The sequence below is a fragment of the Candidatus Zixiibacteriota bacterium genome, assembly GCA_026397505.1.
In the GTDB taxonomy this organism is placed as follows: Bacteria; Zixibacteria; MSB-5A5; order GN15; family PGXB01; genus JAPLUR01.
This window is the reverse complement of record JAPLUR010000056.1, coordinates 1-24,955: the sequence shown is the minus strand read 5'-3', so window position 1 is coordinate 24,955 and position 24,955 is coordinate 1. Positions and strand designations below refer to the sequence as shown.

The 24,955-nt window shown below is 49.4% G+C and carries 20 protein-coding genes and 1 pseudogene; 10 read left to right on the top strand and 11 right to left on the bottom strand.

From position 1 onward, the window contains the following. Both rpoN and lptB read right to left on the bottom strand, forming a co-directional pair. Window positions 1-1,308: RNA polymerase factor sigma-54 (rpoN, locus tag NT002_05285; GenBank protein ID MCX6828678.1), on the bottom strand; the 1,308-nt coding region annotated here is incomplete at its 3' end. 155 nt (window positions 1,309-1,463) lie between these two features. Continuing rightward, window positions 1,464-2,189, bottom strand: coding sequence for an LPS export ABC transporter ATP-binding protein (gene lptB / locus NT002_05280; protein ID MCX6828677.1), 726 nt, complete (start codon window positions 2,187-2,189; stop codon window positions 1,464-1,466). Between the two features lie 136 nt (window positions 2,190-2,325). Between lptB and NT002_05275 the strand changes: the two genes are divergently transcribed. Next, complete coding sequence (locus NT002_05275; GenBank protein MCX6828676.1) at window positions 2,326-4,503, top strand: tetratricopeptide repeat protein; 2,178 nt, start codon at window positions 2,326-2,328, stop codon at window positions 4,501-4,503. Window positions 4,504-4,584: 81 nt separating this feature from the next. Here the strand turns inward: NT002_05275 and fba are convergent, their stop codons facing one another. From fba to NT002_05250, 5 genes are all read right to left on the bottom strand, one after another. Next, window positions 4,585-5,508 carry a class II fructose-1,6-bisphosphate aldolase gene (gene fba / locus NT002_05270; protein MCX6828675.1) on the bottom strand — a complete coding sequence of 308 codons (924 nt, stop codon included), beginning with the start codon at window positions 5,506-5,508 and terminating at the stop codon, window positions 4,585-4,587. A gap of 208 nt (window positions 5,509-5,716) precedes the next feature. Next, entirely contained in the window at window positions 5,717-6,406 is a 690-nt protein-coding gene (locus tag NT002_05265; GenBank protein ID MCX6828674.1) for a protein-L-isoaspartate(D-aspartate) O-methyltransferase, read from the bottom strand. Between the two features lie 89 nt (window positions 6,407-6,495). Next, window positions 6,496-6,783: a hypothetical protein gene (locus NT002_05260; GenBank protein MCX6828673.1), complete on the bottom strand. Its 288-nt coding sequence runs from the start codon at window positions 6,781-6,783 to the stop codon at window positions 6,496-6,498. Between the two features lie 101 nt (window positions 6,784-6,884). Beyond that, complete coding sequence (locus NT002_05255) at window positions 6,885-7,010, bottom strand: hypothetical protein (GenBank protein ID MCX6828672.1); 126 nt, start codon at window positions 7,008-7,010, stop codon at window positions 6,885-6,887. Window positions 7,011-7,136: 126 nt separating this feature from the next. Further along, window positions 7,137-9,077 (bottom strand): dockerin type I domain-containing protein, encoded by a 1,941-nt coding sequence (locus NT002_05250; GenBank protein ID MCX6828671.1) that lies wholly within the window; start codon window positions 9,075-9,077, stop codon window positions 7,137-7,139. A 205-nt stretch (window positions 9,078-9,282) separates the two neighbouring features. Here NT002_05250 and NT002_05245 point away from each other — a divergent pair, with 205 nt between their 5' ends. Further along, window positions 9,283-10,680: a class II fumarate hydratase gene (locus NT002_05245; GenBank protein MCX6828670.1), complete on the top strand. Its 1,398-nt coding sequence runs from the start codon at window positions 9,283-9,285 to the stop codon at window positions 10,678-10,680. A gap of 77 nt (window positions 10,681-10,757) precedes the next feature. Then, on the top strand, window positions 10,758-11,225 hold the full coding sequence (locus NT002_05240) for a hypothetical protein (protein ID MCX6828669.1): 468 nt from the start codon (window positions 10,758-10,760) through the stop codon (window positions 11,223-11,225). Window positions 11,226-11,305: 80 nt separating this feature from the next. Here the strand turns inward: NT002_05240 and NT002_05235 are convergent, their stop codons facing one another. The 3 genes from NT002_05235 to NT002_05225 form a co-directional block, all read right to left on the bottom strand. After that, window positions 11,306-11,683, bottom strand: coding sequence for a hypothetical protein (locus NT002_05235; GenBank protein ID MCX6828668.1), 378 nt, complete (start codon window positions 11,681-11,683; stop codon window positions 11,306-11,308). Between the two features lie 183 nt (window positions 11,684-11,866). Next, window positions 11,867-13,195 carry a hypothetical protein gene (locus tag NT002_05230; protein ID MCX6828667.1) on the bottom strand — a complete coding sequence of 443 codons (1,329 nt, stop codon included), beginning with the start codon at window positions 13,193-13,195 and terminating at the stop codon, window positions 11,867-11,869. A gap of 193 nt (window positions 13,196-13,388) precedes the next feature. Then, window positions 13,389-13,916 (bottom strand): hypothetical protein, encoded by a 528-nt coding sequence (locus NT002_05225; GenBank protein ID MCX6828666.1) that lies wholly within the window; start codon window positions 13,914-13,916, stop codon window positions 13,389-13,391. A gap of 670 nt (window positions 13,917-14,586) precedes the next feature. Here NT002_05225 and NT002_05220 point away from each other — a divergent pair. From NT002_05220 to NT002_05190, 7 genes and pseudogenes are all read left to right on the top strand, one after another. Then, window positions 14,587-15,438: a 3-hydroxybutyryl-CoA dehydrogenase gene (locus NT002_05220; protein ID MCX6828665.1), complete on the top strand. Its 852-nt coding sequence runs from the start codon at window positions 14,587-14,589 to the stop codon at window positions 15,436-15,438. A gap of 14 nt (window positions 15,439-15,452) precedes the next feature. Beyond that, complete coding sequence (locus NT002_05215; GenBank protein ID MCX6828664.1) at window positions 15,453-16,232, top strand: enoyl-CoA hydratase-related protein; 780 nt, start codon at window positions 15,453-15,455, stop codon at window positions 16,230-16,232. A gap of 40 nt (window positions 16,233-16,272) precedes the next feature. Next, window positions 16,273-18,522: a M1 family aminopeptidase gene (locus NT002_05210; GenBank protein ID MCX6828663.1), complete on the top strand. Its 2,250-nt coding sequence runs from the start codon at window positions 16,273-16,275 to the stop codon at window positions 18,520-18,522. Window positions 18,523-18,574: 52 nt separating this feature from the next. Beyond that, the gene (locus tag NT002_05205) at window positions 18,575-19,216 is read left to right on the top strand and encodes a LysE family transporter (GenBank protein MCX6828662.1); all 642 of its coding nucleotides are present in this window, start codon (window positions 18,575-18,577) and stop codon (window positions 19,214-19,216) included. A 155-nt stretch (window positions 19,217-19,371) separates the two neighbouring features. Next, window positions 19,372-22,806 (top strand): annotated as a pseudogene (locus NT002_05200) (DNA polymerase III subunit alpha). Window positions 22,807-22,888: 82 nt separating this feature from the next. After that, entirely contained in the window at window positions 22,889-23,440 is a 552-nt protein-coding gene (locus NT002_05195) for a thioredoxin fold domain-containing protein (GenBank protein ID MCX6828661.1), read from the top strand. A gap of 16 nt (window positions 23,441-23,456) precedes the next feature. Next, on the top strand, window positions 23,457-23,990 hold the full coding sequence (locus tag NT002_05190; protein ID MCX6828660.1) for a TlpA disulfide reductase family protein: 534 nt from the start codon (window positions 23,457-23,459) through the stop codon (window positions 23,988-23,990). Window positions 23,991-24,269: 279 nt separating this feature from the next. Here the strand turns inward: NT002_05190 and NT002_05185 are convergent, their stop codons facing one another. Next, complete coding sequence (locus NT002_05185) at window positions 24,270-24,725, bottom strand: DUF2087 domain-containing protein (GenBank protein ID MCX6828659.1); 456 nt, start codon at window positions 24,723-24,725, stop codon at window positions 24,270-24,272. Window positions 24,726-24,955 lie beyond the last annotated feature (230 nt).

Genomic DNA, 24,955 nt, shown 5'->3' with positions numbered 1-24,955 from the left:
CTTTTGATAGATTTCCTGGTCCGAGAGCGGTTTTTCCGGGTCTTCCCCATGGATAATCTCTTCAATTCGCTGCTTGACATGTCGCTTGGAAAATTCGCCGCCATCCTCATTGGCAATACCGGAATTGAAGAAATATTTTATTTCGTATACCCCCTGGGGGGTCTGCACATACTTGCTGTTGGAGACACGACTGATGGTGGCCACGTTCATATTTACCCGGCGGGCGATGTCTTCCATGATCAGGGGTTTCAGGAAAGCGGAGCCTTTTTCGAAAAACTCCCGCTGTTCATCAACAATCGCCTCCATCACTCTTATCATGGTGGAGCGCCGCTGATTTATGGAATTGAGCAACCAGCGCGCCTGCTCCAGCTTTTCCCTGACATACTTGCGGGTGTCTTTAGAAATTTTACTTCCGGGCCGGAGCAACTGGCGGTATCCGTGGTTTACCCTGAGAGAGGGGGAATTCTTATCATTATGATAGACGGCATATTCATCGCCTGTTCTATCCACAATTAAGTCCGGGACAATCGGCATGGCCGAGGACTCAAAACGACCGTGGGCGGGAGTGGGGGAGAAGGTCTTTATCAGATCCATTGCCTGTTGGGCTTTTTCAAACGGAACGCCCATCGAGCGGGAGATCTGCAAAATCGATTTCCTGTCGAGGACATTGATATATTGGTCGACAAGGCGGTAGGCGATGGAGTCCTTATACCCCTTTTGCTCCAGTTGAATCATAAGCGACTCTCGCAAGTCCCGCGCGCCCACTCCCGACGGGTCAAAGGACTGAATCATTTTCACCACTTTTTCTATGTGCTCTACGGGGATATTCAATTCCTCGGCCATTTCCTGTGGGGAGCAAACCAGATAACCTTTGGGAGAAATATTGCCTATGACATATTCGCCGATCAGTTGTTCTTCTTTGGTCAATTTGAGGTAGGAAAGCTGTTCCTGAAGGTGCTCATACAGCGTCTTCTCCATGACCGGAACCCGTTCATAAGTATCCTCATCCTCGCGGTCGTAAGTGCTTTTGAAATGGTATTCCTGATCATCGCCGAGATAATTCTCCCAGTCAATCTTATCGAGCTTGGGATCAATCTTGTCGGCTTCTTCATGCGTGGAGATTTCCTCGCCCGGCTCCTGTTGTTCGGAGACTTCGAGGGGTTCGACTTCCTCCAACATCGGGTTAACCGACAGCTCGTGGCGAAGAGTCTGCTCCAGTTTGAGGATAGGCATCTGAAGCATCTTCAGAGACTGAATCAACTGGGGTGCCAGCGTCTGCTTAAGTCTTAATTGTAGACCGAGCTTCATAAGTAAACCATTAGATTACAACAAATTACCTTAACTATATGCTAGTGCGACCTCAATACTCTTAATATCGGATGTTCGGCCCTTTAATTTAGGCTCTCCAATTCTTATTCTGTTGTTTTGTAATATCTTATACAAATAATGTGCAGCTTTTGGGCTCAGTTCAACCTGAATTTTTCTCCCAGGTAAATCTTTCTAGCCTCCGGATCCTCGGCCAGGAATTGGGAGGTCCCGGCCTTGAGAATCTTCCCGTCACACATAATATACGCTCGGTCGCATATCGAAAGGGTCTCGCGTACATTATGATCGGTTATAAGTACTCCCAACCCCTGCTTGGTGAGGCGGGAAATTATCTTCTGGATATCTTCAACCGCCAGGGGGTCAATCCCGGCAAATGGTTCATCCAAGAGTATAAACTGCGGCTCGGTGACCAGAGTTCGCGTAATTTCCACTCGGCGTCTTTCACCTCCTGAAAGAGAGTAGGCTTTTCTCTTGCGAAGGTGGCTGATATCGAGCTCTTTAAGCAGGAATTCCAGCCTCTCCGCCTGTTTTTTGCGGGACATCGGCTGCATCTGGAGAATCGCCTTGATATTATCCTCCACGGTCAGTTTCCTGAAGACGGATGGCTCCTGTGCCAGGTATCCGATTCCCATACCGGCTCGCTTATACATGGGGAAATTGGTAATGTCTTTATCTCCGATAAATACCTGGCCCGAATTGGGGGAAATAAATCCTATTATCATATGGAAAGTGGTCGTTTTGCCGGCTCCATTGGGTCCCAGAAGGCCGACAATCTCACCCGGATTGACCGTGATAGAGACGCCATCAACAACGGCCCTCTTTCTATATTTCTTGAAAAGGTTTATCGAACTTAACCTATCCATCTCACATATAATATACGATACGGAATAATTAAAACAAATCTATTTTGAAATTCAGCATAACATTTGCTAAAGCACTTAATCCATGTTATCTTACGCCCTAGTTTTGGAATGCAAACACATTTTTGAGGATACTTAAATGACCAGATTCTTGCTTATTGTCCTCTCGATACTTTCTCTCCTTTTCATCACTTGTTCGAAATCCGGGGAGCCGGGTAAGGTCGATTACTCAAAAGGGGAGACGGCGCTAAAAGCCGGAAAACCGGCAGAGGCGTTGAAAAAATTCAGCCAGATTGACTCGCTCAATCCAAAATCCCCTCTCGGCTCGCTGGGGAAAGCCGAGTATTATCTGAAAGAGGGACTATATATAGAGGGAATCCACGCTCTCGATGGGATTCTGACGGCGCACCGGGATAACTGGCCGGCCTGGGAACTGCTGATTCGGTCAGCGATTAGATTGGGCAGAGACCAGCTGGCAGTGGCGTATGCCGAACAATTGGCCAAAGAAAGGGGCGAAAATGACTCAACGGTTCTTCTCCTGACCCAGGCTCTCGTATCCGCGGGGGAACTGAAGAAAGCCGGGGAGTTACTGGGAAGGACAGGTTCGGGCAAGGGGAATCTCCTCCTCGATATTGTTTCGGCCGAATACTATCTTCATACAGGGGATTCGGTCAGGAGTCTGGCGGCTTTCGACCGTGCCCTGGAAAAGGGTTTGGAAACGCCCTCTGAGTTGATTGCAGCCGGTGACTTTCAGGGGCTTCGGGGATTGGCCGATTCCGCCGCCTTCATGTATCGGAAAGCGTTGGAGAATGACCCTGGTAATTACTATCTGAAAGCCGATGTTGCCGAGGCTCTGATTAAGATTGGCTTCTTGAACGACGCCGACAAAATTCTCAAGGAAATGGCCCCCGGTGCGGCAGGAACGCATCGATATTACTCCATTCTGGCTCGTTTTTATGATCGGCAGGGCAAGATATGGAAAGCACGTCAGGCTTATGAAGAAGCTGTTCCAACCTTTCCCAAATCGATGACGGTATTGGTCAATTATGCGTTGATTCGCGCCCGCTCCTATGATATGAGAACAGCCGAGATGTATCTATCCACGGCTCAGGTTCTGGCCGAATCCGACAGCCTGTCCCCGATAGAGATCGAACAGTTTGTGATTGATTATCTAAAAGAAATTATTGATCGGGGAATAATAGTCCCGGCGTTAACCCTGGGGCAGTCTATTGCGGCCTCGAACCCCGGCGATTTCAGGGCGAATTATGTCAGCGCCGGAGTAACGCTGAAATTCAGTAAACCCGAGGAAGGTCCGCAGGCGCTGGCCAACCTGAATGCAAGCAGTAAAGAGAGCTCCAAATGGATAGCCGATGTCGGTCATGTTTATCTGAGAGTTGATTCCCTGGCGCGCGCCCGAGAGCTTTTCATGGCAGCGCTTGCTGAAGATAGAATAAACAAACGGGCGGTTCTCGGGATGCTAACACTGTTGGGCAAGGAAAACAAATCGGCGGAAGCAATTGCATTTCTTGACCAATTGCCCGAGGCGGTCAATTTGAGTCTCGAGGTCGCCGCCGAAAAGATTGCCCTGTACCGCAAGGTGGGCGAGTTGAACAAGGCGGTCGTCTTAGCGGACCGGCTGATTCAAAACGGCCACCGGGATATTGACCGCTATCGGTTGGCCATGAATGTAGCGCAGGAGATGAATGATTCACAGAAGAGCGCCGGAATTTCGCAGCTTTGTCTCGAGAATAACCCTGATGATCCGAGGGCGTATTCACTGGCGGGGGATTCCTATCTCCGGGCCTCCGATTTCAAGAAGGCGGGAGAGGTGATTCGCAAAGCGATTGCGCTCGACACCATGTCGATCGACGGTTATATGCTTCTGGCCCGGATGGACACTCTGCAGGGGCAATTCGATTCCGCCATCGCCGTTTGCAAAAAAGCCACGCAGATCGACCAATATGCCCCCGAGGCTTTCAATGCTGTCGCCTGGCTGACTCTCCGCCAGGGCGGAGATCCTCTGATTGCCATCGACCAGGCCGGAACGGCTATAACTTATGATCCGGCGAATGCGGCCTATCATTTTACTCTCGGCTGGGCATACTATAAACAGGGGAGATATGATATCGCCGGTTCCGGTTTTGAGAGAGCTCTTCAATTAGCCCCAGACAATCCCTTTTATAATTACCATGCGGGAATCAACTATATCAAGGATAAGAAACCGGCTAAGGCCAAAACCTGTCTTCGGAAAGCGCTGGCAAACGGCCTGAGCGGGCAGTTGAAAAGCGATGCCGAGGCTGCTTTAGGAAGGCTTTAGATAACAGGGAATTTTTCCCGAATTGGAAAAAGCGGCCCGGCCAAAGTTGCCGGACCGCTTTTTCCAATTCGGGAATCTGAATCAGGCTTTTCCTGCAGATCCAAAAAGCTTCATTTTGGCCATAACCACTTTCTTGACCGCATCGCGGGCCGGGCCCAGGACTTTGCGCGGGTCAAACTCCTCCGGTTTAACCGCGAGCACTTCGCGTACGGCACCCACCCAGGCCAGGCGAAGGTCGGTATCGATATTGATCTTGTTGATGCCAAGCGAAATGGCCTGAGTATAAGCCTCATCAGGGACACCTTTGGCCCCGGCCAGTTTGGCGCCGAATTTCTCCGCTTTTTCCAACAGTTCCCGGCCCACGCCGCTGGCGCCATGCAATACGAGAGGAATCTTTACGCGTTTCTTGATTTCATCGATTCTATCAAAGGCCAATCTGACTTCAGCTTTGAACTTATAGGCTCCATGGCTTGTCCCCACTGCCACCGCCAGAGCATCACATCCTGTTTCCCTGACAAATTGCTCGGCCTGCACTGGGTCGGTTAGGATGGCCTCTTTCTCGGATACCGAGATATTATCTTCAATGCCGCCGAGCCGGCCCAGTTCCGCCTCAACGGCGATATTTTTCGGGTGCGCCAGCCGGACTACCTCTTTGGTGATACGGATATTTTCTTCAAGGGGAAAATGCGAGGCATCAATCATGACTGAGGTAAATCCCCCCTCAATGCATTTGGCAGCATCCTCGATTGTGGCACCGTGGTCGAGATGCAGAGCGACAGGAGCGGTCATACGGGCCGCGCCGGTTCTGACTATATTGACCAGATATTCAAGGCCGGCATATTTGATGGCGCCGGTTGAGGCGGCCAGGATGATTGGAGATTTCAACTCTTCGGCGGCTTCGAGGGCCGCCTGAATGAACTCCAGATTATTGACATTGAACTGCCCGATGGCATAATGCTTCTCATTGGCCGGTTTATACATCTCTATCAGAGACAACAAAGGCATGGGAAACTCCTTTCCGGTTCAGTCTAAGCGTCAGCGCTATCCATAACAACGGCAGATAACGAAATTCCTTTAAAGGGCATTCGTCATTTGCCGAATAAAGTCACCTAATTTAATAATATTTTGATTATAGAGTCAAGTCGGTCGGGAAGAATGAATGATCATTTCCAGAGCGGGGTAGAGGGCCAGTCCGGGATTGCTGAAGGAGCGGTTATTTCTTCTGCACTTCGCCGGTCATCGGCACAAAGCGGACCGGAATGATAGCCTGTTTGACGACGCCATCTTTTTCCTTGGTGATTAGATAAAGTTCCTGCGTATAATCGCCGACCGGAATAACCATGCGACCGCCGACTTTGAGCTGCTCAATAAGGGGTTGCGGGATTTTGGGCGCAGCGGCGGTAACAATGACGGCATCAAATGGGGCCGCCTCGGGCCATCCCAGGTAGCCATCCCCGGCCTTTACATGAACATTCCTGTATCCGAGGGAATCCAGAAGATGCGCCGCCTGCTTGGCCAGTTGCGGGATAATTTCAATGCTATATACGGAATCGGAGATCTCCCCCAGAACCGCCGCCTGATACCCCGATCCGGTGCCGATTTCCAAAATCTTTGAAACAGAATCGATCCGGAGCAACTGGGTCATAATGGCGACGATATATGGCTGCGAAATAGTTTGTCCCTGTTCGATCGGCTGAGGACCATCTTCATATGCATAAGCGCGGTACTCTTTGGGTACGAACAGATGGCGCGGCACATGTTTCATGGCCGCGATGACCTTCTTATCGTTTATATCGCGGGGGAGAAGCTGCGTCTCAACCATCCGAGCGCGCAGTTTTTCATATCCGGCCTCGGTGGAATCGCCCGGCTCGGACTGCCCCGAACATGAAAATAATGCCAGCATAATAATTAAATATACAAAGAAAAATTTGGAGGTGTCGATTTTATACATCACTTATTAATATGGTTTGAAGTTATCGGTTCTGTCAAGCCTCAGAGAGCTTTTCCATTTATTTCCTTAAGCCAGAGTTTGACCAGTTTCCCGATTTTTTCGTCCAACCCCTCCGGCAAGCGGTTTTCCTTAAGTACGGCCATATAGGCATCAAGACCCTTTCTGGTTTCCTCAACGGTCAGAATTTCGTTTTTCTCTTCCACCAGCCGGTCGCGGTATTCGAGAGTGAGACGGATCAATTTGCCCAGGACAGCCAGGGAATCGGATGAAATATACCCTTCTTTCTTGAGCATCTCGCCGAAATATTTTCGCAGGTCTTGCTGGTTCATCGAAAGTCAATCATGTGGAAAAGTGGTCTGAATTAATATGGTTGAGATGATGGCGATAAAAAAGGCGGTCTTGCGACCGCCTTTATCTTTTTAAAGTGCCATTATTTCTTGTGAAGGTGGCAGAATTTCCCCGGCGGCGAGACCATCCGTTTGCACTTCTTTCCGCTTTTGGTCTTGGCCGCGCAGGCGACTTTCTTTTTCACAACTTTCTTTTTGGCTTTGGGCATCCAGTTCCTCCTTGGAATTTGTGTCCTGATAATGCCATCCGGCATTATTTACCCGATTCAGTTGTCAGTTAACACTGCAAGGTCATCATACGCAAAATTGTTGTCAACAAAAAAGATTAATATTGCTCATGGGCAAATCGGAGCCGGGCCTCCTTTGTATAGATAGTTGATCAGGTGAGTGATATCCTGAATATTGATGATGCCATTGCCGGTGGCATCGCCCGCAGGCAGCGGTTTCGGCTTGGGGCCGCTCTTGTAGAGGTAGTTAATCAGGTATGTGATATCCTGTATATTGACTATGCCGCTGCCGTTGGCATCGCCGCAGACATAGATGTCCACAAAGAAGTGCCCGACATTTGAATAGTCGGAGGAATCACCGGTCGAGATCTTGAATGCCTTTGTGCGCCAGAAATATGTTCCCTCGGCAAGAGGAAGTCCAATATTGAGACTATTAGTATCGATATATTGAGTCAACAGATTGGTGGTGAGCATCGGATCGCCGGCCAGTTCAACACGATATCGGTCATCATTATTTTTCCATGTGGTCGCCCAGCGAAGAGTCGGGACACCGTTAAGAGTAGTATCTCCTGCGATCGGTGAAATCAGCCGCGGCTCGAGCAGCGGGAGATACCAATTGGCGCCGAAGACGTCCTGGTTGCCGTTGCGGGTGTCGGTCCAGACAGCAGTGATTTTGTCATGGAAGGCGGTCACACCGATATACTCGGCAATTTTGCCGGCCATTGGGCTGAGAAGCTGACCCGGGGCACGAACCGGGTTGGGATTGGTCGGTCCGGCATCAACTGCTTTCGCAAGGAAGCCGGGATTTATCGAAACATCCGAGATGCGATGATTGGCTGTGAAGCTCAGGCCGCCGTCAAAGGAATACGCCGCAAAGACATCAAACTTGTAATGATTCACCGGGTCTGTCCGCTGGTCATAGAAAATAGTGATCAGGATTCCTTCCTCGTTGATAAACAGCCAGGGATGGAACTGGTCATACATGGCTCCCGGCCCGGTATAATCATCGTTGACATAAATCGGCTCCGACCAGGTAACACCGCCATCCGTGGAACGAATGAACTCGATATTGAAATCATCGTACTGATTATTCCCGGTATCCATATTGGCGTATTCCATATAAAGATGACCGTTGAAAGGTCCGCCGAATATGTCTGCGGCCACGGTCGGTTCGTTATAAACATCGATATTGCCGTCAACCCAGCTCCAATTGCCGAATGTGTGTCGGATGACCTTGGGCGATGACCAGGAAACGCCGCCATCGACCGATTTCACCAGTTTCAGTGAATAATAATACGCGCAATCGACCGTATCGAGATCACCGCCCACCCAGGTTACATAAACGGAGCCATCGGCGCCGACAAAGGGATTGGCAAACTGCCCCCCCTCGATCTGGCCGGAGCCGCATTGGTTGTTGAAGGTGATGGTCGGGCCAATTACCACCGTATCATCAAAGCTCACCGCGCCGGTGGTGGAACGGGCAAACATGATTCGATTGGGATTGGGGAACCGTGCCCAGGCGACATAGACATTGCCGTTATATGGGCCGCCGGTTCTGTCAACCGTTATGAATTGCTTATCCTCAAAGTACGCCCCGATCGTATCCTCAACGGTATAAGGGCCGGTCCAACTCAAACCTTTATCGGTTGATTTGATAAAGGTGATAAAGGAGGAATCGTTGAGGACTGTGAGAACCGAGGAATAATCGAGATAGCTCATAAAAAAATCGCCGTCGGCATTGACCGTAAGGGTCGGGTCGGACTGCCGGTCAAAGACCTGCAGTCCGGGAGAAACCAGCGAATCAAGCCAGAAATTGCCGCCGTCACTGGAGCGGCCCACCCCTATCTGGCGGTATCCATAACGAAAATCACGCCAGTTGGCGACAAGAACATTGCTGTCGGTCGGGCAGAACCAGACTTGCTCTTCATTTTGAAGTTGCCACGAGGGCGCCGATATCTGATAGTTGGGTGGGGGGGGCGGTGCCGCGGCAGTAAACTCGGCAAAAGCCAACAGGATAAAAACAATCGACAAATAGCAGATGAATTTCATGGAGACCTCCAATCGGCGGTGTGAAATATTATAATCAATTAACGCCAATCAGGCCATTTTGTCAATCGGATATTTGTTGTGGAAGCGATTTGTTGTATCAAAGAGGGAAAAACCCATCTTTCTACCGCTCCAAAAAGGACTTGACAGTGCCATCATTGAGACTTACCGTTCGTAATAATTCTGCAAATATTGATTCGGAGGCGCGATGAGCGACTTTAGGACTGAAATAGATTCTCTGGGTGAGGTGAAAGTCCCGGCGGGCTGCTATTACGGCGCCCAGACACAACGCGCGGTGGAAAATTTCCCAATCAGCGGCTTGAAACTTCAGGCGGAATTTGTTAAAGCGCAGGCGATAATCAAGTCGGCCGCCGCCAGGGCCAATATGGAATGCGGGGCGCTGGAGAGGAAAATCGGCGATGCGATTGTAGCCGCCGCCGGTGAGGTGATCGCCGGGAAACTGGCCGATCAATTTGTGGTGGACCTGTTCCAGGCCGGCGCGGGCACCTCACAGAATATGAATGTGAATGAGGTACTGGCCAACCGGGCCGCCGAAATTCTGGGGGGCAAACGGGGGGAATACAAGCTGGTGCATCCCAACGACCATGTCAATATGGCGCAATCGACCAACGATACGATTCATGTCGCCATTCATATCGCGGCAATGATGGAAGTAAAGAGCAAGCTTATTCCGGCATTGGAGAAATTGGAGAGGGAGCTATCGGCCAAAGAGAAAGAGTTTGACGGGGTTATAAAATGCGGGCGAACACATCTTCAGGATGCCGTCCCGATCCGGCTGGGGCAGGCGTTTGGCGCCTATGCGGCAATGATGCGTCTAAATATGAAACGGATCGAGCAGGCGCTTGATGGTCTGAAAGAATTGGCCATCGGCGGCACTGCGGTCGGAACCGGGCTGAATGCGCCCAAAGGATATAGAAAAGCGGTTGTCAAATATATCAATGAATTGACCAATAGCAATTTCCGTAGCGCCGGGAATATGTTCGAGGCGATGCAGAGCTTTGATGCTGTGGTGGAATTCTCGGGGGCGCTTCGGACACTGGTTTCCAGCCTGAAAAAAATCGCCGATGATATACGGCTGCTCGGTTCCGGGCCGCTCACCGGTCTGAATGAAATTCAACTTCCGGCGGTGCAGCCGGGGTCATCGATTATGCCGGGGAAAGTCAACCCGGTGCTGGCCGAGATGCTCAACATGGTTTGCTCGCATGTCATGGGGAATGATGCCTGTATTGTGCATGCTTCGCAGGGGGGGCAATTGGAATTGAATGTCATGATGCCGGTGATCGGTTATAATCTTATTCAGGAAATTCAGATTTTATCTTCCGGGATGAATGCCTTTGCCGAGAAATGCATCAAGGGGCTGAAAGCAAACGAGGATATTTGCTTACAGTTCGCCGAGAAAAGCACCTCGCTGGCGACCGCTTTAAATCCGCTCATCGGATATCAGAAGGCCGCCAAGCTGGCGCAGCAGGCGTTCAGGGAAAACCGCTCGGTGCGGGAGTTGGCCGAAGAACAAGGCATTGCGGATAAGGAATCATTGAATCGGGTTCTCGATCTCCGCCGTATGACCGAGAATCCGGACGATTGATGAGAGTCGAATGTGATTGCAACAGAAACAAGAATTTGTTAGATTATCAGCGTATCTTGAAGTTTAAGGAGAATTACATGAAAGCAGCAACAATTTTAGTGGCCCTCGCTCTGGTTCTTCTGGCACTGCCGGCGGCGGCAGCAGAAAAACCGTGGTTCGATATACCGAACTGCGATTTTTGCAAGTTTCTCATCCAGGATACCAATCTGATGAAGAACATGATCTGGGAACATCATGATATCAGCAATGGTCTGCTGACTGTCACGGCGGTCAAGCCGGAATTTAAGGACTCCTATGAGGAAGCCATGGCCGGCATGGCTGCGCTCGGCGAGGAAATGGCCAAAGGGAAGACCGATGTCAAAATGTGCGGGCATTGCGAATATTTTGGCAAATTGATGATGTCCGGAGTGAAAATGGAAAACATCGTGACCAGTGTCGGCGACATCAACCTGATGACCACCGATAATCCGGAGACGCTTAAAATGATTTGCGAGTATGGCCGCCGCAACAAAGAGGAAATGGCGAAATTAACGGCGCCTAAGTAAACCCCGGCATTGAGAGTGACAATAAGAAAGGCAGGTATGATACCTGCCTTTTCTGTATTTGTACTGATGTGATAGTAGCGTTATTTCTGCATAGGGGCGGTTGTTTCCTGCCGCTCGAAACTCTTGCGTCTCAGAAACTCGGCTGAGGTGCGGGTGTTGCTTTCGATGGCCAGGAGCAATTTGATTGATTCGGCGAGTGCCAGAAGAAAGACAACCGTAATGGCGCCGATCAGGCCGGTGAGAATCACGACCACAATTCCGGCCGAGCCGTAAAAATTAAGCATGCTTGAGGTGAGAAGCGAAAAACAGGCAAAGCCGAACGCGATCGCGGTAAAAATGGCAAAAACCGTGATTACGACCGTCAGGATGCGCAAAGCCTTGAACGGATTGCTCCAATTGCTGACCGAAACAGCATATCTCTGTTCGTTCCGGAATTCGTTTTCATGGTCGGTGGACATATTTCCTCCCTAAGCAAATTAGGAATAGATTGACAGGTCTATATTATTCTTATTATCGGTAAAGTGGGGCGGGAAATTAAGGGGCATTTCAGGGGGGTGCTTGCCGCCTCAGTTCGGATCGAAATCTGCGCTATATAAAACGCCCTCAGATAAGTTTGGGGGTGCCATCCGCGCGATTGCCATTCACCTAATTCTGGAGGAGATTTGCAATGGGTACCCAGAGAAACCATATTCGGGGCCAGCGAAGCAGTTAGATATGAGTGTCAGTGACTCCACTGGGTCATAATTTATTGCCAATTTACGCCGATAATTTCGAATTAAATCATAAGTATTCCGTGCCAGGCAGGTGGAAAATAAATTAGGTGCCCAATGCGGTCTAAAACCATACCCACCTTCTACCCTACAACTATCAACAAACTCTGCAATACCACAAAAAAACGCATCATTCTCCCTCTGCAGAACTTTCGGGCACAGAATTTCTGCAAATTTCAGTGCATAGAATGTATGCATTAGGTCAGCTGCCTTAAATTTCGGATTGGCCGAGAAACCCATGGCGGCTGAATCCTGAGCAGATGTAGCGGCACGACGCTTACATGAATTCATGAATTCTGTAAAACCAGATTCATATTCTCTACTCCGAAATTTCTTTGTTGCGCCCAAAAGATTCAGCGATGCAGCCGCAAAGTAGCTTACGCAAATCCAGATTTCCTCATCATACGGATTTTCGGAAAATCCGTATGCCTGTCGTCCGTCAATTTCTCTTTGCCTACAGCAGTTGGAAATAAAACCAGAAGGTGTAAGCTGTGCATCAAAGGCAAACTTGCTATTCATAAATAATTCCAATTTCATGCCATTAGATTTATTGTATGCTTTCTGCAATAGGGCAGATATTCTGATAGCAAGTCCCGTGCTAGCAATAGTGGCAACCTCTTCCCCTTGATCCCTAAAGCCCCCAGTGGTAGAATCAGCACAGCTCTTCAAATATTTTTCAAAGCTCTGAATTCTACCGGCACCCAACATATCATCTAAATTCTCCAAAGAGCATTTTCTGCCAGTAAATGACAACAGTATCTGCGCCGTTCTTAATGCACCATAGGCAGCTTCCAAAGAGGGTTTTCTGTCTTTATCATTAGCGTACCAACACCCGTAATCATCGCTAAAATAGAATCTCTTTTTCAATATTGATCGATTTATTGTATCGTCGTCAAACAAGATTTTGTGCAAGGGTAAAATGAACTCAGCATCAAGCCATTCAGCAGATAAAGCGCGCAACGACTCCAATGCATGAAAGCCTGCAATAATATCTGCCGAATTCCATTGGCTTAACATTTTTCTGAAATATGGACGACATAGAACTTCTTTGACTTCCTCATCAGGATTGTCCGTGCTAATGCGGGCAATTTCATATTCGCAACTAGGTGTCACTGTAAGGCGAATATCGGGCTGTAAATGCTTAATCAGTAAGAAACGCTCAATTATTGGGCGGTAAATTGGAGTGAGTCTATCAACCACCCGAGTTGACATCCAAAGAAGCCACAGGCAGGGCATGCTTATAAGACCTGCAACGAATAGACAGACTACTGATGTCTGCAGGGCTGATGAAAGAGTCCCACTGAGCATAAGATAGATCATGGCAGAACAAATGATTGCAGCAAACAATATCAGCATTTTGGACAAGCATATGAGTGATTTTAATTTCATGTTTTTACCTATGTATGATCAATGCATAAAAGAGTGCCGCAGTAATCACCCAAATAATAATGGTTATGATACCGAAAAGTCTCTTGAGCAATTGAACGTATGGTTCAACTACGACAGGTGTTGAAACATCAGATTCATAAAGGCGAAAATCGATATCGACGAGCTTGATTCTAAGCGTGCAGTATACTGCTGCAAGGCCGATCAGCAGAACTATAATGAACAATGCAGGCAACCACAGTGATAGAACGACAAAATTGGCGATTGTTATCACATGAAATGGAAACGTCATGAGTACTGCAGACGTCAGACTATAGAAGATACATAGATTCCCTTGCTGGCACTTTTCCCCACGCATAAAAAGGCGTCGCTGTTTTTCACACTGCAAAGGCAATCGCTGGACTTTCTCTCTGAACCTTTTTAGTTCAGCCTTATCCAAACTGTTTTTATAAATAATGAGGCCTATTGGCACTATGCCCGGCATAATTGCAAGGCATAATAGCAGCTTAAAGAAAGTATTCGCCAAGTTATCCATCCCATCTACACTCCATTCATATCAGATGCGATTGCTCCGTTTGGTGCACTCCGACGCGATTGACCATTCATATATTGCATAATAGGTCTTACATGAGAAAAGCTATCTGCAATCTTATCTGCCAAAATGCGCAATAAGGTAATCACCCGTAAATTCCTACAGCAGCCAAACAACCAATGACATTGCCAAATAGCGGGCTCCGTTATTCACTGTCAAGTCTTTTTACTGAATTCCAACTAATAATAGCTAATATCGGGCGGATTGTCAATTTTAAAATGCTATCACTTTCGCAGCTACCGCCTAGCCTTGGAGATTCATATCATGGTCGGACTGGCTTCGCAGTTTCGACACATTAGGAAAATAAAAGCGGACAAAAGTAATCCGAAATTACTTGATATTGGGCACTATCGAGCGGGGCAATTGCATGCACCTATTCATAAGACAGACATAGGATTGCGCCGATCAAGAAACGGAATTTCAGGGGATGATAGAATCAAGTTTGCGGTCAGCCATTCCATCAATATTGTGGAGTAAAAGGGATTTCTTGTCGCTGCCGGGTTCTCCATATTGAAATTCGCGGGCTTGACCGGCGGGGCGGATTTGATTATAATCCTTGTCTAAAATTGAAAACTAGTGCTGGAAGTCAAATATCTAAAATGGAGAGACTGATATGATCAAGAAAGTCGGTATTGTCGGGTTCGGCCAGATGGGCGCGGGAATCGCCCAGGTGGCGGCGCAGGCCGGTTATCAGGTAACGGCCAATGAGGTCAGCGAGGAACTGGTCCAAAAAGGGATCAAGGGAATCACCAAACAACTGGATAAGGCGATCGAGAAAGGGAAACTCGATGCCGCCGGCAAAGAAAAAGTGCTGGGGAATGTCAAAGGGACCACCGATTACTCGGATTTGGCCGATTGCGATATCGTGATCGAAGCGGCCACCGAAAATATGCAGATCAAAAAAGAGATTTTCACCGAGCTGGATAAAATCTGTAAACCGGAGGCAATCCTGGCGACTAATACGTCATCGCTTCCGGTGGGAGATTTGGCCGCCGTGACCAAACGGCGCGATAAGTTCTTGGGTTTGCACTTTTTCAACCCGGTGCCGGTGATGAAACTGGTCGAGGTTGTTTCGACCCTCGATACCAGCGAGGCGACATTTAACGAGGCGTGGGCTTTTGCGCAGGGAGTCGGTAAGTCCCCGGTCAAAGCCAAAGACCGCCCGGGGTTCATAGTCAATGTGCTTCTGATACCGTACCTTCTCGATGCCATTCGCCAGTACCAGAACGGCCTGGCCTCGCGCGAGGATATCGACAGCGGCATGATGCACGGCTGCGGGCACCCAATGGGGCCGCTCACACTGACCGATTTTATCGGGCTGGATACGACCCTGTACATTGCGGATATCATGTTCGAGGAGTTCAAGGACAGCCATTACGCCGCGCCGCCGCTTCTCCGCCGGATGGTCAAGGCCGGTTATCTGGGGAAAAAGTCCGGTCGCGGTTTCTTTGAGTACAATAAGTAAAGGGAGATGATCCTATGGAATACAGGAATATTTTGGTCAAGACCGAGGATAAGATTGCGTTAGTTACAATCAATCGCGAGAAGGCGCTCAATGCTCTTAATGATGAGGTGATAGCCGAGCTGCAGGATTTTTTCCGCCATGCCTGGAACGATGAATCAATCGGCTGTGTCATTCTGACCGGGGCGGGCAAGGCGTTTGTGGCCGGGGCCGATATCGCCGAGCTGGCGCAGTGCGATGTCCCGAAAGCGGTCAAGAAATCAATGCTGGGGTTGTACCTGGCGCAGTCGATTGAGAATTTCCCGCGACCGGTGATTGCGGCGGTCAACGGCTTTGCTCTCGGCGGCGGGTGCGAACTGGCCATGGCCTGCGATATCCGTCTCGCTTCGGAGAAAGCCAAGTTCGGGCAGCCCGAGGTCAATCTCGGTCTGATCCCCGGCTACGGCGGCACTCAGCGGCTGGCTCGGCTGGTCGGACGCGGCAAGGCCAAGCAGATGATTTTCACCGGCGAGCTGATCGATGCCCACGAGGCGCACCGGATCGGGCTGGTGGATGAGGTCTATCCGCCCGAAGAATTGATGAACAAGGCAATGGAGATGGCCAGGCTGATTCTTTCCAAGGCGCCGGTGGCGGTGGCAACCGCGAAAGAGTGTATCAACCGCGGCCTCGATGTCAATATTCAGAGTGGCTGCGATTTCGAGAAAGCCAATTTCGGTAATATCTTTGGCACCTCCGATGCCGTGGAGGGGATGAAGGCTTTCCTCGAAAAGCGCAAGGCCGAATTTAAAGGCAAATAGCAACCAAACGGCACGCTCCGGCGTGCCGTTATCATTTTGGATGAACTCATTTAACGGTTCCCGGCGGGGGAGTCGGGCGAGATTTTTCTTTCTCATCCCGGTCTTCCTCTTACTGACTATCACCGATCTTTCTGCGGCGGGATTTCGCACTGCTGTTGCCGCTTACAGGAATCCGAATACCGATCAGTGCCGTAAGATAGTAATGGTGAATGAATCGATTGACCTGCCTTATGGAACAATTTCATTTCTGAACGGTACACTCTATATCACCGGTTTCATCGATACGCTTCCGACCATTGCTTTTTTTGTCGGCGAGGGGGTGTTCGTATATAAACCGCCGGATCCGGTCGAAACGCAGCAAGTCCACCGCTATTACGAATCCGATTCGATACTCTTTCCTCTTGAGGAAATATATTTTGCCTTCCCGCAGAATTCGGAACTTCTTGTACGATATTTCAATCAGGGTGAAATGACCCGGTTTCCCGCGAAAGACAAGTCGCGCTTCAGTTACATGCAGCGCCTTCCCGAAATGACCTATAAGTATAATCTTCCTCTGGATTTATATAAGGCGGCTGTCGAGCAACTCCCGGATTTCTTCTGGATCGATATGCACCATCAGAACAAGCATACGCTCTATTCCTTTAATCCCTATCAGAGAGAGCAGGTTGCGGTTTCTCTTTATCGCCCCGGTTTCAAGGAACCGCAGGTTGTTTCTTCAATTTCGAGTGTTTCCGGGGAAACGCCGGCCTATCTGGATGAATATGATCTTTACGACTATAACATGGATATCAATATTCTCACTTATGCCCGATCGAGCATTGTCTGCCGCATGGCGCTGGCTATGAACGGCGATAGCCTTAAAGTAATCAAGTTTAATTTTCCGGCCGACTATGCCGTCGACTCGGTCTGGGGGGATATCGCCGATTCCAGCGCTTATATCAAAGAGGCCGATCGACAGGGGCTGGCAGTACAACTACCGCGTTTTTGCCATAAGGGGGATACGGCCAGGATAAACGTGGCCTATCGAGTCAACCTGTTCTATAATTACGATATCTACAGCGTGGTGCAAAAGGATATGGTTCACTGGTACCCCCACAGCCGATACTGGCATCAGTCGAATTTCGATGTCACATATAAAATTGATCGCGGCTTTGCTTTTACTTCGGTTGGCGACAAAGTGAGTGATACCATAATTGACGGCAAGAAGATACTGCAGTATATAACAACTTTTCCGGTGGCATACCTCACTTTTGATTATGGAATCTTTGACAGTCTGATGGTTGATTCGTCGGATATCCCGATCAAGATTTTCTATATATCCAGAGCGCTCAACACGGGCTTGTGGGGTAGCGGCAGTGTCAGGAATGTGGCGGAGGACGTTTCGCGGTCGCTCCGATTCTTCTCCGAGAAATTTTCTCCGTATCAATTCAGCCGGCTTGACGTGGCTGAGATGGCCGGCTGGTATGGGGTGGGTGCGCCCGGAATCGTGCATCTGTCCCGTTTCACATTCCTTAAAACGCATTTGGGCGTTGATGACCTTTTCCGTGCCCATGAAGTGGCCCATCAGTGGTGGGGGCTTACCGTGATTCCAAAGACTTATCATGACATCTGGCTGACCGAAGGGCTGGCGGAATATTCGGCGATGCTCTATATCCAGTTGATAAAGTGTGAGGAGAAGGTCTTCCGCGAAAACTTGCGCGAATGGAAGAGATTAATTACTCAGAAGGGGACAACCGAGTTCGGCAAATCGGACGGGTTCCGGGCCGGAGCGATTATCCTGGGCGACCGGCTCGCCTCCGAAATATCCCCCATTGACCGCAAGATCATGGTCTATTATAAGGCAGCTTATATGCTTCATATGCTGCGGCTTCAACTGGATGGGATGCAGCCAAACCCGACCATGTTTATGAGCCTTCTCTCGCAATTCGCCCGAAAATTCGCTGACAGGATGACTACTTCGGAAGATTTTATTGATGTTGCGGCGGAATTTCTGGGGCCGAAGACGGAACAATTTTTCTCGCAATGGCTGTATGGCTGGCAGGTTCCCAAATTGAAGAAAAAGTCAAAAATTGGGGCGGACGGTTCGGTTGAAGTTATAATCGATGTGAGCGAAACAGGTGAGAAATTCAGCACCATCTATCCGATACAGTTCAAACTATCTGATGGGACGATCAAGACCGAATTGATAACTCTCACTCTGGGTCGGAATCTCTTTCATTATGTACCTGAGGCTGGAAATAAAGTCAAATCGGTCAAATTCAATCCTGATGATGATATTTTGGAGCGCTGAAAGAACTCGGAAATGACTTCAAATGAAGACGGATTCTTCGTAAATTAGTTATATGGAACTCCTCTCGCTTTTCCTGACCGCTTTTGTCGTCGGTTTTTCCGGCGCCCTGATGCCGGGGCCGCTTCTGGCCGTCGATATTGCCGAAACCCCCTCCAAGGGGTTTCGTACCGGACCAATAATTACCGGCGGCCATGCCATCGCCGAACTGGCCGTGGTGATTCTTCTCTCTTTCGGATTAGCCGCACTGGTTAAGGAAAACAAAACTATCGGAAATGTGATCGGTGTTGTCGGCGGCGGGATGTTGATTTTTATGGGATTGGGCATGCTCTACGACCTGTGGAAATCGAAGCTCAAAACCGTCGAGGGTCCCACCGCAGGGAAAAATTCCGGCCGGCTGGTGCTGGATGGAATGGTCGCCTCCCTTTCAAATCCTTACTGGTTTGTTTGGTGGGCCACAACCGGTTCGGCTTTTCTGGTTCGTTCTCTAAAACATGGCCTTCTCGGGCCGGCCGTCTTCTATGTGGGGCATATTCTCTCCGACCTGGTTTGGTACAGCCTGGTCAGTTTCCTTATCTGGAAAGGGCGCAAGCTGATTGCCGGGACAGGATATAAGATTCTAATCGGGGCTTGCGCGCTGTTCCTTCTTTATCTGGGGGGGCTTTTTATTCATGATGGGATCACCGGGGCGATTTAGTTCTATCGGGGTGAGGTGCTCTTATGTGTGGGGAATTCTCTTGCCTTGGAAAGTGTTTAATCCAAGAAAGGCGACTTTTGCTCTTTCTCAGAGACCAAAAATTGATTAAGATTAGAGCCGCTCCAATAGTCGGAGCGAGATAGTTTGTTATAGATATGAAATTTGCCAATTTTGTTCATCTGCATACTCACAGCCAGTATTCTCTGCTGGATGGCGCCTGCGAGCTGGAAGCGGTGATTGAGCTGGCCCGGCAGTATAAGATGCCGGCGCTGGCCATAACCGACCACGGAAATTTGTTCGGAGCGGCTGAGTTCTACAAAAAGGCAATGAAAGCCGGAATAAAGCCGATTATTGGGACCGAGGCTTACGTTGCCGCCGGCTCCCGATTTGACAAAAAGCCCTCCGGGACTTACCCCGATGGCGGGTTTCATCTGGTTCTTCTGGCCAAGAATCAGACCGGGTATAAAAACCTCATCAAATTATCCTCGGCCGGGTATCTGGAAGGTTTCTATCATCGGCCCCGGATAGACAAGGAGCTTCTGCGCGAACACTCCGAGGGGCTGATTGCGCTTACAGCCTGCATGAAAGGTGAAGTAAACTGGTTTCTTCTGCACGGCGCGCCGGAAAAAGCCGCCGCGACCGCCAGAGAATACAACGAAATTTTCGGCGAGGGGAGCTTTTTCCTGGAAATTCAGAATCATGGGCTCGAAAAGGAAAAGCTCCTGATCCCGATGATATATACGATTCATCGCGATACCGGCCTTCCTCTTGTGGCCACCAATGACTGTCATTATTTGCGCCAGGCCGACTGGGAGGCGCATGATGCTCTTCTCTGTATCCAGACCGGGAAATTTGTCTCCGATACGGACCGGATGAGGTATGAAACCGACCAGATTTATTTCAAATCGCCGGAGGAGATGAATCAATTGTTCGGTGAGTTTCCTGAGGCGCTGCAGAATACGATACGTATTGCCGAGGAGTGCAACGTGCAGTTGGAAATGGGGAAGCCACACCTGCCCAGTTTCCCCATTCCGGAACGCTTTGTCGATGCCGACAGCTATTTACGCCACCTGGCCGAAGAGGGGTTGATTGAACGATATAAGAAGTTTACCGAAGAGCTCAAGAAACGGCTTGATTTCGAGCTCTCCGTTATAAAGCAGAAGGGTTATGCCGGATATTTTCTGATCGTTAAGGACTTTATCGATTATGCCCGTTCGCAGGACATCCCGGTTGGTCCGGGGCGTGGCTCGGCGGCCGGGTCGCTGGTTTCTTACTGCCTGAAAATCACCAATATCGACCCGATGAAATACTCGCTCCTCTTTGAGCGATTTCTTAATCCGGAACGGATGTCGATGCCGGATATCGACATTGATTTTTCCGATCGGGGGCGGGACAAGATAATTGAGTATGTTGTTAAGAAGTACGGGAAGGAAAATGTCTCGCAGATTATAACTTTCGGCACGATGGCCGCGCGGGGCGTGGTGCGCGATGTGGGGCGGGTGCTGGGAATGCCGTATTCCGAGATCGATCGAATCGCCAAGATGATTCCTTTCGCAACCGATATGACGCTCGAAAGGGGGATGGCGCAAAATCCCGAGTTGAAGGAATTGTATGACAAGGATGTGCGGGTAAAGAAGTTGATTGACCTTTCCAAAACTCTGGAAGGGCTGGCGCGCCACGCCTCGACACATGCTGCCGGAGTGGTGATTGCTCCCAAAGCGCTTACCGAATACGTGCCTCTTTTCAAAGGCTCCAAGGACGAAATCACGACTCAATTCGATATGAAGATGGTTGAGGAGATCGGCCTTCTCAAGATGGATTTTTTGGGGCTGAGGACACTGACTGTCATCCAGGACTCCCAGACCATGGTCAAAGAGAATCATGACAAAGTGATCGTCCTGGATGACATTGATCTCAACGATAAAAAGGTTTACAAGCTTTTTTCGCGCGGTGATACGATTGGGATTTTTCAGTTTGAATCAAATTGAATGCGCGATTACCTTCGCCGCATCAAGCCGGAAAACCTGACCGACCTGGCGATGATGAATGCTCTCTATCGCCCCGGGCCGCTCGATTCGGGAATGATCGATACGTATATCGAGCGAAAAAACGGCTCCAGTGCGGTCCAATTTGAGCATCCCAAGCTGGAGAAAATTCTGAAAGATACTTATGGGGTGATTGTTTTCCAGGAGCAGGTGCTTCAGATCGCCAATGCTCTGGCCGGCTACAGTATGGGAAAGGCCGATATTCTTCGCAAGGCGATGGGTAAAAAGCAGGCAGAATTGATGGCCGAGCAGAAGAAGGAATTTCTGGATGGATGTGATAAACAGCATATCGATGCCAAGGTTGCCGCTTCCGTTTTCGAGCAGATAGAGACTTTCGCCCGCTACGGATTTAATAAGTCGCATTCGACCGGATATGCCTTGATCGCCTACCAGTGCGCTTATCTGAAAATTCATTATCCTCAGGAATTCATGGCGGCCAACATGACCTCCGAAACGGACTCGCCCGATCGGATATATATATTAATGGATGAATGCCGCCGGCTGAATATCACCGTGCTTCCCCCCGATGTAAACGAATCCCTGAAAGCATTCAATGTCAGGGAGGGAAAGATCCGGTTCGGGCTTCTGGCGGTGAAAAATGTGGGCGAGGGAGCCGTTGAGGCGATAATCGAGGCGCGCAACGGCGGCGGGAAATTCACCTGCTTCGCCGACCTGGTCAGCCGGGTTCAATCCCGCAATCTTAATCGCCGAACCCTGGAGTCGTTGATTGCGGCCGGGGCCCTCGATTCGCTCCCGGGCAATCGCGCCCAGAAGACTACTATCGTTGAGGAAATGCTCGAATTCGGGCAAAAAGTTTCCTCATCGGCCAATACGGTCGACCTCTTCGCGGCCGGCGGCACAAAAATCAAACGCACCGAACCACCCTATCCGGATATCCCCGATTGGTTGATTTCCAAGAGACTTGCCAGCGAAAAGGAGACTCTCGGTTTTTATGTCTCGGGGCATCCCCTTGACCGGTATCGGGCGGAGCTGGCGGCTTTTGGGACGATCGATACGGCCCGGCTTATGGAAGTGAAAGACGGCCGGGAAGTCCGGTTCGGAGGGATTATCTCGGCGTTGAAGGTAATGAATGACAAGCGGGGCAACCGGATGGCTTTTGCCACAGTGGAGGATTTCAAGGGAAAAGTGGAATTGATCCTATTTTCCGATTGCTATGACAAGGGGAAAGCCTATATTATAGAAGACAACATGATCATGCTGACCGGACGGGTATCCACGCGTGAGGGGGAGGCACCCAAAGTCATTGTCAGCGATATATTTCCACTGGAATCGCTGTCCGAGCGATTCAACTGCCAGTTGGTCATCAGGATTGATGAGGAGACAACCGAAAGAAAACTAAACGCCATTCAGGGGACACTTGAAAAAAACCAGGGGAAAACTCCGGTGATTTTTGCGGTGCGAAAAAATGGCGAGGAATACTTGATAAAATCGAACAGATTCATGGTCACGCCCGAAAATAAGCTTCTGTTGAAACTCAAGGAGATACTTGGAGAATCGTCAGTTTATCTCCAGCCGCCTCGATGAAAAAGGGGAACCTTAAATCGCTTAATATGTTAAAATATAAAATGTTTAGAATCCCGGAACCCGATAAGTAAGGTTGAGACCGATGAAAAAACTGATCTTTGTTATTATTCTCGTTTTGCTGCCGTTATCATTTCCCTTTGCCCAGGATAAGAGTACGAAAAAGAGTGACAAAGATAGTCCCGCCAAGGTCGATACGACCAGGATAATCTGGCATCCATACGATGTCGGTCTGAAACTGGCCAAAGAAAGCGGCAAGCATATCGTGGTGAATTTTACCGCCAAATGGTGCGGCTACTGCAAAAAGATGGAAAAGGAAACTTTCTCCATGCCCGAGGTGATAAAATTCCTTAACACCAATTTTGTCTGTATCAAAGTCGATGGGGATTCGAAAAACGAGTTGAATATCGGCGGCTACAAAATCACCGAGCAAAATCTGGCGCGCAATGAATACCGGGTCAGCGGGTATCCGACTTTCTGGTTTCTGAAATCAACCAGCGAGCGGATCGGCCCGGTAACCGGGTATCAGCCGACCGATAGATATCTGGATATGCTCTATTTTGTCAAAGATGACATTTATCAGAAAATGACTTTCAACGACTATATCACCAAGGGTGGCCGAAAAGTGAATAATTAAGATGATGTTAAGAAAGATGAAAAAGATTTTATTTCCCGCTTTGATTATTGCTCTGGGGGCGCTCATTTTTTCCTGCTCGAAATCAAATAATAACAATGCCTCGGGGAATCCCGGAGCGGCATCGCAGGTAGCGACAAATATTCCCGCAGGGCCCACTTTCGCCGCGGCCGATCTGAATGGCGGCACCAGAGCATTTGAGGAGTTCAAGGGGAAAGGGCCGCTGGTGCTGAATTTTTGGGGAACCTGGTGCCCGCCCTGCCGCAAAGAGCTTCCCGATCTGAAAAAAATCTACGCTGATTTCAGGCCGCAGGGTTTGGAAATAATCAGCCTGGCGGTGAAAGATAATCCCGGGCGCGTAAGAGAGTTTGTGCAGCAGAATGGGATGGAGTGGGTGATGCTGATGTCGAACCGTGAGGCGGAAATTGCTTTCAATGTCACGGTGGGGATTCCGACCACCATATTTATCAATCGTGATGGGGTGGAGGTCTCGCGGCTGATCGGGATGCAGTCGTACGCAAGTTTCAAGAAAGAAATAGATAAAATCATATAGTTTTGTCGGGCACGAGCCCCACGCTCGTGCCATTTTCCTCTTTGTCATTCTGGCGAAAGCCAGAATCCAGCTTTGAAGGGGTCGATCGACGTGTCGACCCGAGCCCGGGTGCCCCACCCGCTTGCGTGTGTTTTGGCTTTGTAGGTCAATGACCCCTTGGGGTCTTGACATTGCGCCATAGGCGCAAATTTCCGAGGTAGGTCGGTGTTCCGAGATTCCGTGCAAGCGGAATCGAGAAACCCGACATCTTTGCTGCCATTACAGTGATCTACGGAAAGGCTATTTCTGCATCATATAACTGCTGTTGCGGATATATTTGCCGCCCGAACGGGTCATCATTTTGAACATGATAAATTCGCGGCGCACGGTGCAAAAATCTTCATACAACTCGCCGATTATGCTGTTAACCTCTTTCTCGGAATAGACGCGATTGAGTTCAAATTTCTGCAGAATATGCTCCAGCAGGTAACGGCGTTTCTTTCTCTGCGCCGGAAGCGCGGTCAGGCGCCCATTGCGGACAAAGTGGCGCACCACCGCCGAACCGGGGTCTTTTTGCATCTGATTGGACTGAAGTTCCAGCCAGGCCAGAAGCTCTTTTTCGGATACGCGCCAGTCTTTGCCGATCTTATAAGCAACAATCTCCCCTTTCTGCAGTTTGCGGGCAATGACCTGGGGATTCATTTTCAGAATTTCGGCAATCTCGGCGGTCGTGAAGAATTTGAGTGTTTCGCTCATGGCGGCTTTTATCCTTTCTCCAAAAATATCATACTAAATCTAAAGGTATAATAACGGATTATGCGGTATTGTCAAGCATTATTTTGCGTTCTAGTGTGGTGTCCCTAACGCTTCTTTACAGCGATCGATTTTTCGGAGGATCATATTTGCGTTTTTGGTCCAGCGAAAGACGGTCGGTTTCCGGTTATAGTCTCTGATATAGTCGTTGATGGCGATGATTAGTTGTTTGA

Bases quoted from the DNA above. Each gene is read 5' to 3' on its own strand.
- lptB (MCX6828677.1), bottom strand. From the start codon at position 2,189: ATGGATAGGTTAAGTTCGATAAACCTTTTCAAGAAATATAGAAAGAGG.
- NT002_05275 (MCX6828676.1), top strand. From the start codon at position 2,326: ATGACCAGATTCTTGCTTATTGTCCTCTCGATACTTTCTCTCCTTTTC.
- fba (MCX6828675.1), bottom strand. From the start codon at position 5,508: ATGCCTTTGTTGTCTCTGATAGAGATGTATAAACCGGCCAATGAGAAG.
- NT002_05265 (MCX6828674.1), bottom strand. From the start codon at position 6,406: ATGCTGGCATTATTTTCATGTTCGGGGCAGTCCGAGCCGGGCGATTCC.
- NT002_05260 (MCX6828673.1), bottom strand. From the start codon at position 6,783: ATGAACCAGCAAGACCTGCGAAAATATTTCGGCGAGATGCTCAAGAAA.
- NT002_05255 (MCX6828672.1), bottom strand. From the start codon at position 7,010: ATGCCCAAAGCCAAAAAGAAAGTTGTGAAAAAGAAAGTCGCCTGCGCG.
- NT002_05250 (MCX6828671.1), bottom strand. From the start codon at position 9,077: ATGAAATTCATCTGCTATTTGTCGATTGTTTTTATCCTGTTGGCTTTT.
- NT002_05245 (MCX6828670.1), top strand. From the start codon at position 9,283: ATGAGCGACTTTAGGACTGAAATAGATTCTCTGGGTGAGGTGAAAGTC.
- NT002_05240 (MCX6828669.1), top strand. From the start codon at position 10,758: ATGAAAGCAGCAACAATTTTAGTGGCCCTCGCTCTGGTTCTTCTGGCA.
- NT002_05235 (MCX6828668.1), bottom strand. From the start codon at position 11,683: ATGTCCACCGACCATGAAAACGAATTCCGGAACGAACAGAGATATGCT.
- NT002_05225 (MCX6828666.1), bottom strand. From the start codon at position 13,916: ATGGATAACTTGGCGAATACTTTCTTTAAGCTGCTATTATGCCTTGCA.
- NT002_05220 (MCX6828665.1), top strand. From the start codon at position 14,587: ATGATCAAGAAAGTCGGTATTGTCGGGTTCGGCCAGATGGGCGCGGGA.
- NT002_05215 (MCX6828664.1), top strand. From the start codon at position 15,453: ATGGAATACAGGAATATTTTGGTCAAGACCGAGGATAAGATTGCGTTA.
- NT002_05210 (MCX6828663.1), top strand. From the start codon at position 16,273: ATGAACTCATTTAACGGTTCCCGGCGGGGGAGTCGGGCGAGATTTTTC.
- NT002_05205 (MCX6828662.1), top strand. From the start codon at position 18,575: ATGGAACTCCTCTCGCTTTTCCTGACCGCTTTTGTCGTCGGTTTTTCC.
- NT002_05195 (MCX6828661.1), top strand. From the start codon at position 22,889: ATGAAAAAACTGATCTTTGTTATTATTCTCGTTTTGCTGCCGTTATCA.
- NT002_05190 (MCX6828660.1), top strand. From the start codon at position 23,457: ATGAAAAAGATTTTATTTCCCGCTTTGATTATTGCTCTGGGGGCGCTC.
- NT002_05185 (MCX6828659.1), bottom strand. From the start codon at position 24,725: ATGAGCGAAACACTCAAATTCTTCACGACCGCCGAGATTGCCGAAATT.